Raw genomic sequence first — 13,692 nt, 5'->3', positions numbered from 1 at the left:
GAACATTTCGCCCGCCCCGATACGGCGTGGCGAGCACGTACGGACGTACACATTTGTCACTATCGGTTCCATGAAGCTCACCGGCTTGCTCTCGCGGAACGAGGAAACCCTGCCCGGGATTACCGGGGTGGCACGGGTTGATCGGCGTACCAGGGAGCTGCTGCGCCGGGTGGGCCCCGGCGACATCGTGCTGCTCGACCAGGTGGACCTCGACCGGTCCACGGCGGACGCCCTGGTCGGGGCCGAGGTCGCCGTCGTACTGAACGCCTCCCCTTCGATATCCGGGCGGTTTCCGAACCTCGGGCCGGAGATTCTGGTCAGCGCGGGAATTCCGCTGATCGACGGGGTCGGCGGGGAGTTACTGCGCACCGTCAAGGACGGCAGCAAGCTGCGGGTGCACGAAGGCGCCATCTACCTCGGCGACCGCAAGGTCGGCTCCGGTGTCGAGCAGACCCCGGAAAGCATCGCGGACCAGATGATCGAGGCCAAGGCCGGGATGTCGACCCAGCTCGAGGCGTTCTCCGCGAACACCATCGAGTTCCTGCGCCGGGAGCGCACGCTGATCCTGGACGGCGTCGGCGTGCCGGAACTGCGGGTGCCGCTGCGCGATCAGCATGTCCTGGTGGTGGCGCCCGGCAACGGGCACGCCGAGGACCTGCGCAGGCTGAAGAAATACATCGCCGAGCACCGCCCGGTGCTGATCGGGGTGGACGCGGGTGCCGACACCCTGCGCGCGCAGGGCTACGACCCCGACGTCATTGTCGGCGATCCACACGGCATCCAGGCGGACACCCTCAAGTCCGGTGGTGAGGTGGTGGTGCCCGCCCAGCCGGACGGGCACGCCCCGGGTGTCGAGCGCATCCAGGACCTCGGCATCGGTGCGGTGACCTTCCCGGCCTCCGGCAACTCCGAGGACCTCGCGCTGTTGCTGGCCGACGCGCATGACGCCACGCTGGTGGTCACCGTCGGGTTCCAGGCGACCTTGCAGGAGTTCCTGGACCACGGCCGGTCCGGTTCCAACCCGTCGACCTTCCTCACCCGGCTCAAGCTCGGCACCAAACTGGTCGACGGCAGGGCGGTGGCCACGCTGCATCGCAGCAGGGTGGCGATGGGTGCCATCGTGTTCCTCGTGGTGGCCGCGCTCGTCGTGGTGTTCGCCGCGCTGCTGGTCTCCGACGTCGGCTCGGTCTACCTGGACGCCGCGGGGGAGGCCTGGAATTCGTTCGTCGGCTGGGTCAAGGGGCTGTTCACGTGATTTCTCTGCGTTACCACATCGTCTCCATCGCGGCGGTCTTCCTCGCGCTCGCCGTCGGCGTGGTGCTCGGCTCCACGGCACTGAACGGCGCCCTGCTGTCCGGCCTCGCCGGGGAGAAGAACGATCTGGCGAACCGGGTGGCCGATCTGGAGGCCGAGCGCAACGCGCTGAACGCCCAGCTCGCCGATGCCGACGCCTTTGCCGGATCGGTGGGCGCGAAGGTGGTTTCCGGGCTGCTGGACAAGCGGTCCGTGGTGCTGGTGACCACCGAGGGCGCGACCCCGGCCGACCGGGACGCGATCAAGCGGCTGATCGAGCAGTCCGGGGCGAGCGTCACCGGCGAGGTCCAGCTGACCGAGGCCTTCGCCGATCCGGACAAGGCGGACCAGCTGCGCCAGGTGTCCACCCGGCTGCAGCCCGCGGGGGTGCAGTTTCCCACCGCGGGCGACCCTGGCACCCTCGGTGGTGCCCTGCTCGGCTCGGTACTGCTGCTGAACAAGGACTCCGCGCAGCCGCAGTCCTCCCCGGACGAGCGGGCCGCTGCGCTCAGCGGGCTGGCCGACGGTGGCCTGATCAAACCGGTCGAGGGGGTGCGGCCCGCCCAGCTGGCGGTGGTGCTCACCGGCGGCAAGGCCACCGGGGACGGGGCAGGGGACCGGGCCACCACCCTGGCCAGGTTCGCCACCCAGCTGGACCGCTCCGGCGCGGGCACGGTGCTGGCAGGCAACGCTGGTTCGGCCGAGGGCACCGGTGCGATCGGCGTCGCCCGCGCGGACACCGCGACCACCTCGATCCTGTCCACAGTGGACAACGCGGACTCGGCGGCAGGCCGGATCGGGACCATTCTCGCGCTGCGTGAGCAGCTGGAGGGCGGTTCCGGCCGGTACGGGACCGCGGGCAACGCGCAGAGCCCGGCACCCGGCGTGCAGCAGGAGGGCAGCTGAGCGCGGGCCGCTGCTAGCGAAGGAGTTCCTGCCAGGCGTCCACGAAACCGGGGAAGGTCTTGCCGACGGTCGCCGGGTCCTCCACCCGGAGCCCGGTGACCCGCAGCCCCAGCACCGCGCCCGCCATCACCAGCCGGTGATCGTCGTAGGTGTGGAAGAGCCCGCCGTGCAGCGGCCCCGGCTCGATCTCCAGCCCGTCGGCGGTATCGGTCACCCTGGCGCCGAGCGCGGACAGCTCGGTGGCCAGTGCGGCCAGCCGATCGGTTTCGTGCCCGCGCAGATGCGCCACCCCGGAGATCACCGAGGGGCCGTCGGCGAAGCACAGCAGCGCCGCGATCACCGGGGTCAGCTCGCCCACCTCGTGCAGGTCGAGCCGGGTTCCGCGCACCCTGCCGTCGCCGGTGACGGTGAGCCCCTCGCCGTCCAGCTCGGCACGTCCGCCGAGTTCGCGCACCAGGCTGCGCAGCCAGTCGCCCGGCTGGGTGGTGTGTTCCGGCCAGCCCGCGATGCGCACGGTGCCGCCGGTGACCAGCGGAGCCACCACGAACGGGGCCGCGGTGGACAGGTCGGGCTCCACGGTGTAATCGGACCGGCGCAGGTCCGCGTGCGGGACGTGGAACTCGGTTCCCTCCCGGCGGGCAGCCGCGCCGAACTGCCGGAGCATGTCCATGGTCATCGCGATATGCGGCTCACTCGGCGGCGCACCGCCGGCGAGCCGTACCGTGATGCCCTCGCCGAAGGCGGGTCCCGCCAGCAGCAGCGCGGACAGGAACTGGCTGGAGGCGGTGGAGTCCAGCTCCACCGTGCCGCCGCCGAGCCCGCCCGCGCCGCGCACCGTGAACGGCGGTGCCCCGCGGCCCTCGTCCTCGATGACCGCGCCCAGCGCCGAGAGGGCGGACAGCAGTGGGGACACCGGGCGCCTGCGGATGGCCGGATCCCCGTCGAACAGCACCGCCCGGGTACCGAGCGTTGCCAGCGCGGGCGTGAACCGGGCCACCGTGCCCGCGTTGCCCAGTTCCACCTGGACGTGCTCGCCGTCACCCTGGGTGAGCGGGTGTACCAGCACGCCCTCCGGGGTGCGTTCGTGCTGGGCGCCCAGCGCCGCCAGTGCGCCCAGCATGAGCCGGGTGTCCCTGGAGTCGAGGGGCTGCCGGACCAGGGTCGGGCCCGCGGACAGCGCGGCCAGCACATAGGCCCGGTTGGTGATCGACTTCGAACCGGGGACGCGGATCGTGGCGTCCACCGGGCCCGGTGCGACGGGGGCGGTCCAGACATCTTCGCGGGTGACGTGCTCGGGCACCGGCTCACTTCTTTCGGTCGGTCGTGGACACCTTAGGACTACTCGGGTGAGGGTAGGCGAGCGCCGCCCGCCAGGTGCGATAAGGTGGAAGCCCGTGGGACTTCAGCCGCGGACAACCAAGTACGTATTCGTCACCGGGGGCGTCGCCTCCTCTCTTGGCAAGGGGCTCACAGCCTCCAGCCTCGGGCAGCTTCTCACCGCGCGTGGCCTCCGGGTCACGATGCAGAAGCTGGACCCGTACCTCAACGTCGACCCGGGCACGATGAACCCGTTCCAGCACGGCGAGGTCTTCGTCACCGAGGACGGCGCGGAGACCGATCTGGACATCGGTCACTATGAGCGCTTCCTCGACCGCAACCTGAGCGGCTCGGCCAACGTGACCACCGGGCAGGTGTACTCCGAGGTGATCGCCAAGGAGCGGCGCGGGGAGTATCTCGGCGACACCGTGCAGGTGATCCCGCACATCACCGACGAGATCAAGTCGCGGATCATGGCGGTCGCCGACTCGGACGGCACCGGCCTGCGGCCGGACGTGGTACTCACCGAGGTGGGCGGCACGGTCGGTGACATCGAGTCGCTGCCGTTCCTCGAGGCCTGCCGCCAGGTGCGGCACGACGTCGGCCGGGACAACTGCTTCTTCCTGCACGTCTCGCTGGTCCCTTACCTCGCGCCCTCCGGTGAGCTGAAGACCAAGCCCACCCAGCACTCGGTCGCCGCACTGCGCAACATCGGTATCCAGCCCGACGCGCTGGTCTGCCGGGCCGACCGTGACCTTCCCGAGGACCTGAAACGCAAGATCGGGCTGATGTGCGATGTGGACACCGAAGCGGTGATCGCCTGCCCGGACGCGCCGTCGATCTACGACATCCCCAAGGTGCTGCACGGTGAGGCGCTGGATGCCTACGTGGTGCGCCGTCTCGGCCTGCCGTTCCGGGACGTGGACTGGACGATCTGGGGCGACCTGCTGGACCGGGTGCACAACCCGGCCGAGACGGTCCGCGTCGCCGTGGTCGGCAAGTACATCGACCTCCCGGACGCCTACCTCTCGGTGACCGAGGCGCTGCGGGCTGGCGGTTTCGCGCACCGGGCCAAGGTGGAGATCGTCTGGGTCGCCTCCGACGACGCCATGACCCCCGCGGGCGCCGCGGCCGTGCTGTCCGATGTGGATGGTGTACTGGTTCCCGGTGGTTTCGGGGTCCGCGGTATCGAGGGGAAGGTCGGTGCGATCACCTTCGCCAGGACCAAGGGCATCCCGGTGCTGGGGCTGTGCCTCGGCCTGCAGTGCATGGTGATCGACGTCGCGCGCAACCTGGCCGGGCTCACCGGCGCGAACTCCGCCGAGTTCGAGGCGGACAGCCCGCATCCGGTGATCTCCACGATGGTGGACCAGCGCGACGTGGTCGCCGGTGAGCGGGACATGGGCGGCACCATGCGGCTGGGTGCCTACCCGGCCAAGCTGACCCCCGGTTCGCAGGTGGCGCGGGCCTACGGCGGCACCGAGGCATCCGAGCGGCACCGGCACCGGTATGAGGTGAACAACGCCTACCGCAAGCGGCTCGGCGAGGCCGGGCTGGTGTTCTCCGGGACCTCGCCGGACGACCGGCTGGTCGAGTTCGTCGAGCTGGCCGAGGACAAGCATCCCTTCTTCGTCGGGACACAGGCCCACCCGGAGCTGAAGAGCAGGCCGACCCGGCCGCACCCGCTGTTCGACGCCTTCGTCCGCGCGGTGGTGGCCTACCGCACAGCCGACCGGCTCCCGGTGGAGCTGCCGGAGACCCCGGCGGTGGCACGATGAGCGGCGAGGGCGAGCCGGGCACCCACGAGTTCCGCGTGACGTCCACAGCGGACGTCCATATCGGACGCGTGATCGGGCTGCGGGTCGACGAGGTGGTCATGCCGGACGGGGCGACCGCGCGCAGGGAGGTGGTCGAGCACCTCGGCGCGGTGGCGATCGCGGCGGTGGACGGCGATGGCGCGGTCACCCTGATCCACCAGTACCGGCATCCGCTCGGTCACCGGCTGTGGGAGCTGCCGGCCGGGCTGATCGACCAGGACGGCGAGGAGCCGGTGGACGCCGCGGCCAGGGAGCTCGCCGAGGAGGCGGGGCTGGCCGCCGGGGAGTGGGCGACCCTGGTGGACGTGGCCGCCTCACCCGGCTTCACCGACGAGGTGGTGCGGGTGTACCTGGCCCGCGAGCTGACCCCGGTGCACCGGGAGGTGCTCGGCGAGGAGGAGGCCGACCTGGTCGTGCGCAAGGTGCCGCTACCGGATGCGGTGCGGATGGCGCTGGCCGGTGAGCTGGTGAACGGGGCGACGGTCGGCGGGGTGCTGGCCGCGCACGCGGTGCTGTGCGGGGACGCCCCCGCCCGGCCCGCGGACGCTCCGTGGCGGGACCGGCCGACCGCGTTCGCCGCCCGCCGCCACTCATAACGACTGGGCGGGTCAGGTGTCCAGCGGCCTGCCCTGCGCGTCGGTACCGCCGTTCGCCAGCAGGAGCACCCCGTCGATCATCGACCAGATCACCCCGACGCCGACCATGACCAGCAGCAGCTGGGCCACCGCGATCCCGGTGTGCCCGGTGTAGAAGCGGCCGGTGCCGAAGGGCAGCACGAGTTGCAGGACGCCGGCGACCACCCTGGACTTGTCCGACACCGGCGCGAGCTCCGCGGACGGCCGGGGAACGGGCGGGGCGGGTGGTGCCGGCGGCGCCAGGAAGGCCGGATGCGGCTCCGGCAGGTCCTCCACCAGGTTCCGCAGGTCCGCTCGGACGGTGGCGGCCAGCGCGGCGGTGACCCGCTCCTCGTACTCCTCGACGGACAGGCGGCCCTGCGCGAAGTGCTCACCGAGGACCCGCACGGTCTCCTCGCGCTCGGCGGTACCGACGCGGACGGCGTCCGGTCCGGGCAGGGGCTGCATGCTTCCACGTTAGCGCGTCGTCGCGCACCCCACGGCGACCGCTGAGTGCATAGAGTGTGCGCGTGGCCCACGCGACCGGTACCGCGGTGACCAAGGTGATCGCGGCGTATCTCGACCATCTGGTGGTGGAGCGGGGCACCGCGCGCAACACGCTGGACAGCTACGCGCGGGATCTGCGGCGCTACTGCGCCTTCCTCGAGCAGGCCGGCATCGAGGACATCGCCGAGGTGACCGCCGCGGAGATCACCGGGTTCGGGGTGGCGCTGCGGGAGGGCGGCGCCGAGCACCCGCCGCTGGCCGCGTCCTCGGCGGCCCGCGCCCTGGTCGCGGTGCGGGGCTTGCACCGGTTCGCGCAGGCCGATGGCATCACCGAGCACGATCCTGCCCGCGACATCCGCCCGCCCAGCACGGGCAAGCGCCTGCCGAAGGCCCTGCCGGTACACGAGGTGCTGCGGCTGCTGGACACCCCGCCGGGAGAGGGTGAGCGGTCGTTGCGGGATCGTGCCCTGCTCGAACTGCTCTACTCCACCGGCGCGCGGATCTCCGAGGCCGTCGGCCTGGACCTGGACGATATCGACGACGCGGAACGCACGGTCCGGCTGGACGGCAAGGGCGGTAAGCAACGGCTGGTGCCGATCGGCAAGCCCGCGGTGGACGCGCTGCACGCCTACCTGGTGCGGGCCCGGCCGGAACTGGCCCGGCGCGGGCGCGGCACTCCCGCGGTGTTCCTCAACGCCCGCGGCGGCCGGTTGTCGAGGCAAAGCGCCTGGCAGGTGCTCAAGACCAGCGCCGAGCGTGCCGGGATCTCCACGGCGGTGTCCCCGCATACGCTGCGGCACTCCTTCGCCACGCACCTGCTGGAAGGGGGCGCGGACGTGCGGGTGGTGCAGGAGCTGCTCGGGCATGCCTCGGTGACCACCACCCAGGTCTACACCCTGGTCACCGTGAACACCCTGCGCGAGGTGTACGCGACCGCCCACCCGAGGGCACTCGGCTGAGTGATATCGCCCGTGCGGTGGTGAAAACACCACGTCATGCCCGGCGAGCCGCTTTGCCGGTGCGCGACTCGCCCACATAGGCTGCGCTGGTCAGCTGAACATTTCGGCAAGAGTGAAGGCCGAACGAGGAGCTTCCGCCCGATGTCGACTTCCGATCGATCGGCACGGCAGGCCGCGGCCAGCCTTAGCCAGTTGAGCATCGCGACCGAAACCGGCGGCGATCAGGAGGAGTCGAACGTGCCACCGCGGGCGAGCAGGGACAGCAGCGTGACCAAGGACGGTGGGCCGAAGCTCGGCCCCACCGGGCGCCCGGTGCGCGAGATCCCCGAGCCCCCGATGCTGGAAAAACATGGCCCCGCCCGGGTGATGGCCATGTGCAACCAGAAGGGCGGGGTCGGCAAGACCACCTCGACGATCAACCTCGGCGCGGCGCTCGCCGAGTACGGCAGGCGGGTGCTGCTGGTCGACTTCGACCCGCAGGGCGCCCTTTCGGTCGGCCTGGGCATCCAGCCGCATGAGCTGGAACAAACCGTCTACAACGTGATCATGGAACGCTCGGTGGACGTCTCCGGCGTGATCAGGCCGACCTCGGTCGACAACGTCGATCTGCTGCCGAGTAACATCGACCTCTCCGCGGCCGAGGTGCAGCTGGTGGCTGAGGTGGGTCGGGAGCACACGTTGCTGAGGGTGCTTCGCCCGGTAATGGACTCCTACGACTATGTTCTCGTCGACTGCCAGCCGTCACTGGGGTTGCTCACCGTCAACGCACTGACCGCGGCCGACGGTGTGATCATCCCGCTGGAGTGCGAGTTCTTCAGCCTCCGCGGTGTGGCATTGTTGATCGACACGATCGAGAAGGTGCGCGAGCGGCTCAACCCCAAGCTGGACATCACCGGGATTCTCGCCACCATGTTCGATCCGAGAACCCTGCATTCGAAGGAGGTCATGGCACGCGTGGTGGAGGCATTCGGCGACATCGTGTTCGACACGGTGATCAACCGCACCGTGCGGTTCCCGGAGACCACGGTGGCAGGGGAGCCGATCACCCGCTGGGCACCCCGGTCCGCGGGCGCGACGGCCTACCGTACTCTGGCTCGTGAGGTGATCGCTCGGTGAGCAGGCGCGCATCCCTGCCCGGTGCGTCCGAGTTGTTCCGCAGGACCAGCAGTCCCGCCCTCGACCAACCAGCGCCCCCAGCCTCGTCTTCCACTGTGGACAGCGAAGGGAACGACGTCCACGGCAACGGCAGCTCCGGCTCCAACGGCAACGGCAATGGCGGCGGCGGTGAGCGCAGGCTGAGCCGCGGCTCCTCGGTGCGGCGCGGTTCCGGGCGGCAGAAGCACGACGCCAAGATCACGGTGTACGTGTCCGGCGAGGAACTGCTGGCCATGGAGCAGGCCCGGCTGAACCTGCGGGCCGCGCACGACCTGGCCGTGGACCGGGGCCGGATAGTGCGCGAGGCGGTGGCCGTGCTGCTGGCCGACTTCGACGAGCACGGGGACGACTCGGTGCTGGTCCGGCGGTTGCGCGGTGGCGGGATCGAGGCCGAGGCCGAGGAAGCAGAGGAAGCAACGGGCTGATGAGCAGTGGGGAGCCGCCCTCGACGCGGGAGCCCCAGCCTGACCCGGCGCCCGAGGTGCCGGAGACCGCGGTGCCAGAAGAGAGTTCGTCATCCCGGTTCAAGGTGCGGCTGGCGAACTTCGAGGGACCCTTCGACCTGTTGCTGCAGCTGATCTCGCAGCACCAGCTCGATGTCACCGAGGTCGCCCTGCACCAGGTGACCGATGATTTCATCGCCTATACGCATGCGCTCGGCGCCGAATGGGACCTGGACGAGACCACCGAGTTCCTGGTGATCGCCGCGACCCTGCTCGACCTCAAGGCCGCGCGGCTGCTGCCATCGGCCGAGGTGGAGGACGAGGACGACCTCGCCCTGCTGGAAGCCCGTGACCTGCTGTTCGCCCGGGTCCTGCAGTACCGTGCGTACAAGCAGGTGGCCGCCTTGTTCGGCGAGCTGGAGGCGGGGGCGCTGCGGCGGTACCCGCGTTCGGTGTCGCTGGAGGAGCGCTACGTCGGCTTGCTGCCGGAGGTCATGCTCGGCGTGGACCCGAACCGGTTCGCCGAGGTCGCGCTGTCGGTGTTCCGGCCGAAGCCGACCCCCACGGTGTCGCTGGACCACTTGCACGCGGGCAAGGTCTCGGTCCGGGAACACGCGGCCGTGCTGCGGGTGCGGCTGGCCGCATCGGGGCGGTCGACCTTCCGCGAGCTGGTGTCCGACTGCGGGCACACCCTGGAGGTCGTGGCGCGGTTCCTGGCCCTGCTCGAGTTGTACCGCGAGGCCACGGTGGCCTTCGAGCAGGCGGACGCCCTCACCGAGCTGCACGTCCGCTGGACCGGCGGTTCGGTGGAGGAGGCCACCGCCGTGGCCGAGCACGACCGGGCGCGAGCAGACGAAGAGGAGTACGGGTGAGCGAGCCGGAGGCATCGCGGGCCGAGGACCAGGTGATCGACCTGGACGTGGACGCGCCCGAACCGGAACCCGAGGAGCAGGAGATCGAGGGGGCCGGGGAAGGCCCGTCCGACGAGACTGTCTCGGATGCCGCGGGTGACGAGGAAATCGGGGCAGGGGACGAGCCGGTGGCCGTGTCGGCCGGGGGTTCGCTGCCCGACCTGAGCGAGGACTCGGCGCTGGAGGCGGCGCTGGAGACGCTGCTGCTGGTGGTCGACTCGCCCGCGACCGAGGAGTCGCTCGCCGACGCGCTGGAACAGGAGGTCGGGCGGGTCGCCGCGGCGCTGGGCACCATGGCCACCCGGTTCACCGAGCGCGGCAGCGGTATCGACCTGCGCAGGGTGGCGGAGGGCTGGCGCTTCTACACCCGCGACACCTACGCGCCGTACGTGGAGAAGTTCCTGCTGGACGGGCAGCGGTCCAAGCTGACCCGCGCGGCGCTGGAGACCCTTGCCGTCGTCGCCTACCGGCAGCCGGTGACCAGGGCCAGGGTGGCCGCCGTGCGCGGGGTGAACGTGGACGGCGTGATCCGCACCCTGCTGGCGCGCGGGCTCATCGAGGAGACCGGCACCGACTCCGAGACCGGCGGCACCCTGTACGTCACCACCGAGCTGTTCCTCGAGCGGCTGGGTCTTTCCTCGCTGAGCGAGCTTCCGCCGATCGCGCCGCTGCTACCCGAAGTGGACTCCATTGATGACCTCTGACCAGCCCGAAGGCGTACGCCTGCAGAAGGTTCTCGCGCGGGCCGGGGTGGCCTCCCGGCGGGCAGCCGAGGAGCTGATCGCGCAGGGCAGGGTGAGCGTGGACGGGGAGGTCGTCCGCGAGTTCGGCAGGCGGATCGACCCGGACCGTGCGGTGATCCACGTGGACGGGACGAGGGTGATCCTGCGTTCGGACCAGGTGTACCTGGCGCTGAACAAGCCACCCGGGGTGCACAGCACGATGACGGATGAGCAGGGCAGGCCCTGCGTCGGCGACTACGTCCGGGACCGGGCCGAGCGGCTGTTCCACGTGGGCAGGCTGGACGCCGACACCGAGGGCCTGCTGCTGCTCACCAACGACGGCGACCTGGCACACCGGTTGATGCATCCTTCTTTCCACGTGCTCAAGACCTACCTCGCTGAGGTGGAGGGGGCGGTCCCGCGTGGCCTCGGCAAGCGGTTGCGCGCCGGGATCGAGCTGGAGGACGGCCCGGTGCGGGCCGACGAGTTCCGGGTCAAGGACACCCGTCCCGGTCGCACCCTGGTGGAGATCGTGCTGCACGAGGGCCGCAAGCACATCGTGCGGCGGCTGCTGGCCGAGGTCGGCCATCCGGTGCGCAAGCTGGTGCGCACCGCCGTGGGCGAGGTCCAGCTCGGCAGCGCGAAACCGGGCACGCTGCGCCCGCTGACCCGTGCCGAGGTGGGCTCCCTCTACCGCGCCGTGGACCTGTAAGGGCCGGATCTCGGCTACCGTGGCGCCGGTGCTGGTTCGCTCCGTTTCCCTGGTCCTGGTGGCCGCGGGTTTGCTCGCCACCACCGCCTGCGCCGGTGTGCTGCGCGCCGGGCCACTCCTGGCCGACGGCCGGACGGCGGACACCGGCACGAACCAGCTGTGCACTCCGCCCGGCCTCGGCAACGGCGCGGTGGTCGGTGTCCACATCGAGAACGTCGGCCGTGAGCCGGTGGTGATCACGGAGGTATCGCTGTCCGGGGCCGAGTCGATGGAGCTCGCGGAGGCCGTGCTGATCCCGATCCCGCCGCCGGATCCGCGCGACGGAAGCATCACCATGCCCCCGCCTAACGGTCCGGCCGATCCGTCGGTGCTGGACGGCTATCCGGCGGCCGTGGGCGCGACCGTTCAGGCTGGCGAGGAGTGGAGCCTCGGGGTGCGGCTGCGCGCACACGACCTGCCCGCCACGGTGCGGTCGATCGGGGTCGAGCACGAGGACGAGCTCAACCAGCGGTTCACCTCGTACTCCTCGACCTCGGTCACGATCAGGAACCGGTGCTTCTGACTCGTACGGGCGAGTGCGGGAACGGCAAACTCGGGTACCTGAGCGGCAAACTCGGGTACGTGGGGAGCAAACACGCGCGCGTGGGCGGCAAACACGGTTAGGCGGGGGCGGCGGCCGGGGCGCGTTGCACGGTGCGGGCCAGGGGTTCCACCACGCGGGCGGCGATCGGGCCGAGGATGGCCATCAGCAGGACGTAGGCGGTGGCCAGTGCGGCCAGCCTGCCCTCGACGGCGCCCGCGCTCACGGCAAGGCCGGCGATGATGATCGAGAACTCGCCGCGGGCTACCAGGGATGCCCCGGCGCGGGCGCGGCCCAGCCTGCCGATCCCCTGCCTGCGCGCGGCCCACCAGCCGGTGGCGATCTTGGTCAGCGCGGTGACCAGCGCCAGCGCCACGGCCCAGACCAGCACCGGCGGGATCGACCGCGGGTCGGTGTTCAGCCCGAAGACCACGAAGAACATCGCGGCGAACAGGTCGCGCAGGGGCTCCAGGATGCGGGTGGCGCTCTCCGCGGTGGAGCCGGAGATCGCGATGCCGAGCAGGAAGGCGCCGACCGCGGCGGACACCTGCATGGCCGAGGCCAGCCCGGCCACCAGCAGGGCCGAGCCGAGTAGCTTGAGCAGGAAGACCTCGCGGTCCGGGCTGTCCACCACGGCCGAGACGTAGCGGCCGTACCGCAGCGCGACCAGCAGGACCACGGTGATCACCGCGAGCGAGATGCCGACCGCCTGCAACCCGCCGAAGAACGAGATCCCGGCCAGCACCGTGGTCAGGATCGGCAGGTACAGCGCCATCACCAGGTCCTCGAACACCAGGATGGACAGCACCACCGGGGTCTCCCGGTTACCCAGCCTGCCGAGATCGCCGAGAACTTTGGCGATGATGCCGGAGGAGGAGATATAGGTGACCCCGGCGAGCACGAACGCGCCGACCGGTCCCCAGCCCAGCAGCAGCGCCACCGCGGCACCGGGGGCCGCGTTCAGCACGATGTCCAGCAGCCCGGACATCCAGGACCGCTTCAGCCCGGTGACCAGCTCGGCCGCCGAGTACTCCAGACCCAGCAGCAACAGCAGCAGCACCACGCCGATCTCGCTGGCCAGCTCCGCGAACCCGCCGATATCACCCAGCGGAAGCACCCCGCCTGTGCCGAAGGCCAGGCCGCCGAGCAGGTACAGCGGGATGGGCGACATGCCGATCCTGCCGGCCAGCCTGCCGAGCACCCCAAGCACGAAGAAGACGGCCCCGAGCTCGATCAGGGCGAATGCGGTGTGACCCACGGGCGCTCAGCCGTGCCGCAGGATCTTGATGGCTTCGTCCAGGCCATCCGAGGTGCCGACCGCCACCAGCACGTCCCCTTCGGTGAAGGTGAACTCCGGCGTGGGGGAGGGCTGTACCTGCCCGGCCCGCATCACCGCGACCACCGAGACCCCGGTGCGGGTGCGCAGTGCGGTGTCCCCCAGGGTGCGCCCGTGGAAGGGAGAGCCGCTCTTGATGGAGATCTGCCGGGTGTGGATCCCGGCGAACTCCCGGTGGTCCTCGTTCAGCTGGGCGACCAGCTGGGGCGCGCCGAGCAGGTTCGCCAGCGCACCCGCCTCCTCCGTGGTCAGCGGCAGGGAGGCCAGGCAGGCGTCCGGATCGTCCGACTTGGACAGGATCAGTTCGATATGGCCGTCCTTGTGGGTGACCACACCGATCCGCCGCCCGTTGTCCATCGCGAAGTCCTTGCGGACGCCGATCCCCGGCAGCGGTGTCACTTCGACGTTCACCCCGCAACG

The 13,692-nt window shown here is 70.9% G+C and carries 15 protein-coding genes; 11 read left to right on the top strand and 4 right to left on the bottom strand.

All coding sequences use genetic code 11. The features are described from left to right. The first annotated feature begins 70 nt into the window (after window positions 1-70). The gene (gene steA, locus KOI47_RS21955) at window positions 71-1,255 is read left to right on the top strand and encodes a putative cytokinetic ring protein SteA (RefSeq protein ID WP_216206648.1); all 1,185 of its coding nucleotides are present in this window, start codon (window positions 71-73) and stop codon (window positions 1,253-1,255) included. Further along, a complete protein-coding gene (locus KOI47_RS21950) occupies window positions 1,252-2,199 on the top strand; it encodes a copper transporter (protein WP_216206645.1) in 948 nt (315 codons plus the stop codon). The genes steA and KOI47_RS21950 overlap by 4 nt, the downstream gene beginning before the upstream one ends. Before the next feature lie 13 nt (window positions 2,200-2,212). Here KOI47_RS21950 and aroA read toward each other — a convergent pair whose 3' ends face one another. After that, window positions 2,213-3,499 carry a 3-phosphoshikimate 1-carboxyvinyltransferase gene (gene aroA, locus KOI47_RS21945; RefSeq protein ID WP_216206643.1) on the bottom strand — a complete coding sequence of 429 codons (1,287 nt, stop codon included), beginning with the start codon at window positions 3,497-3,499 and terminating at the stop codon, window positions 2,213-2,215. 94 nt (window positions 3,500-3,593) lie between these two features. Between aroA and KOI47_RS21940 the strand changes: the two genes are divergently transcribed. Then, window positions 3,594-5,294: a CTP synthase gene (locus KOI47_RS21940; protein ID WP_216206640.1), complete on the top strand. Its 1,701-nt coding sequence runs from the start codon at window positions 3,594-3,596 to the stop codon at window positions 5,292-5,294. Next, window positions 5,291-5,929, top strand: coding sequence for an NUDIX domain-containing protein (locus tag KOI47_RS21935; RefSeq protein ID WP_216206638.1), 639 nt, complete (start codon window positions 5,291-5,293; stop codon window positions 5,927-5,929). The genes KOI47_RS21940 and KOI47_RS21935 overlap by 4 nt, the downstream gene beginning before the upstream one ends. 12 nt (window positions 5,930-5,941) lie before the next feature. Here KOI47_RS21935 and KOI47_RS21930 read toward each other — a convergent pair whose 3' ends face one another. After that, entirely contained in the window at window positions 5,942-6,415 is a 474-nt protein-coding gene (locus KOI47_RS21930; protein ID WP_216206636.1) for a DUF1707 SHOCT-like domain-containing protein, read from the bottom strand. A 95-nt stretch (window positions 6,416-6,510) separates the two neighbouring features. Here KOI47_RS21930 and xerD point away from each other — a divergent pair, with 95 nt between their 5' ends. The 7 genes from xerD (at window position 6,511) to KOI47_RS21895 (ending at window position 11,918) form a co-directional block, all read left to right on the top strand. Then, window positions 6,511-7,413, top strand: coding sequence for a site-specific tyrosine recombinase XerD (xerD, locus tag KOI47_RS21925; RefSeq protein ID WP_216217460.1), 903 nt, complete (start codon window positions 6,511-6,513; stop codon window positions 7,411-7,413). A gap of 141 nt (window positions 7,414-7,554) precedes the next feature. Next, the gene (locus tag KOI47_RS21920) at window positions 7,555-8,529 is read left to right on the top strand and encodes a ParA family protein (RefSeq protein ID WP_216206633.1); all 975 of its coding nucleotides are present in this window, start codon (window positions 7,555-7,557) and stop codon (window positions 8,527-8,529) included. Then, window positions 8,526-8,993, top strand: a complete 468-nt coding sequence (locus KOI47_RS21915; RefSeq protein WP_216206630.1) for a cobyrinic acid a,c-diamide synthase — start codon at window positions 8,526-8,528, stop codon at window positions 8,991-8,993. The genes KOI47_RS21920 and KOI47_RS21915 overlap by 4 nt, the downstream gene beginning before the upstream one ends. Further along, the gene (locus tag KOI47_RS21910) at window positions 8,993-9,883 is read left to right on the top strand and encodes a segregation and condensation protein A (protein WP_216206627.1); all 891 of its coding nucleotides are present in this window, start codon (window positions 8,993-8,995) and stop codon (window positions 9,881-9,883) included. Before KOI47_RS21915 ends, KOI47_RS21910 begins: the two co-directional genes overlap by 1 nt. Continuing rightward, the gene (scpB, locus tag KOI47_RS21905; RefSeq protein WP_216206625.1) at window positions 9,880-10,626 is read left to right on the top strand and encodes an SMC-Scp complex subunit ScpB; all 747 of its coding nucleotides are present in this window, start codon (window positions 9,880-9,882) and stop codon (window positions 10,624-10,626) included. Before KOI47_RS21910 ends, scpB begins: the two co-directional genes overlap by 4 nt. Beyond that, the gene (locus KOI47_RS21900) at window positions 10,616-11,356 is read left to right on the top strand and encodes a pseudouridine synthase (protein WP_216206622.1); all 741 of its coding nucleotides are present in this window, start codon (window positions 10,616-10,618) and stop codon (window positions 11,354-11,356) included. The genes scpB and KOI47_RS21900 overlap by 11 nt, the downstream gene beginning before the upstream one ends. 28 nt (window positions 11,357-11,384) lie before the next feature. Continuing rightward, a complete protein-coding gene (locus KOI47_RS21895; protein ID WP_216206619.1) occupies window positions 11,385-11,918 on the top strand; it encodes a hypothetical protein in 534 nt (177 codons plus the stop codon). A 97-nt stretch (window positions 11,919-12,015) separates the two neighbouring features. Here KOI47_RS21895 and KOI47_RS21890 read toward each other — a convergent pair whose 3' ends face one another. Next, a complete protein-coding gene (locus KOI47_RS21890; protein WP_216206616.1) occupies window positions 12,016-13,194 on the bottom strand; it encodes a cation:proton antiporter in 1,179 nt (392 codons plus the stop codon). 6 nt (window positions 13,195-13,200) lie between these two features. Further along, complete coding sequence (locus tag KOI47_RS21885) at window positions 13,201-13,683, bottom strand: cation:proton antiporter regulatory subunit (RefSeq protein WP_216206612.1); 483 nt, start codon at window positions 13,681-13,683, stop codon at window positions 13,201-13,203. Window positions 13,684-13,692 lie beyond the last annotated feature (9 nt).

Source organism: Amycolatopsis aidingensis (assembly GCF_018885265.1).
In the GTDB taxonomy this organism is placed as follows: domain Bacteria; phylum Actinomycetota; class Actinomycetes; order Mycobacteriales; family Pseudonocardiaceae; genus Amycolatopsis; species Amycolatopsis aidingensis.
Note: the sequence above shows the minus strand (reverse complement) of the source record. Positions and strands in the feature narration are given on the sequence as shown.

Bases quoted from the DNA above. Each gene is read 5' to 3' on its own strand.
- steA (WP_216206648.1), top strand. From the start codon at position 71: ATGAAGCTCACCGGCTTGCTCTCGCGGAACGAGGAAACCCTGCCCGGG.
- KOI47_RS21935 (WP_216206638.1), top strand. From the start codon at position 5,291: ATGAGCGGCGAGGGCGAGCCGGGCACCCACGAGTTCCGCGTGACGTCC.
- KOI47_RS21930 (WP_216206636.1), bottom strand. From the start codon at position 6,415: ATGCAGCCCCTGCCCGGACCGGACGCCGTCCGCGTCGGTACCGCCGAG.
- KOI47_RS21920 (WP_216206633.1), top strand. From the start codon at position 7,555: ATGTCGACTTCCGATCGATCGGCACGGCAGGCCGCGGCCAGCCTTAGC.
- KOI47_RS21910 (WP_216206627.1), top strand. From the start codon at position 8,993: ATGAGCAGTGGGGAGCCGCCCTCGACGCGGGAGCCCCAGCCTGACCCG.
- KOI47_RS21900 (WP_216206622.1), top strand. From the start codon at position 10,616: ATGACCTCTGACCAGCCCGAAGGCGTACGCCTGCAGAAGGTTCTCGCG.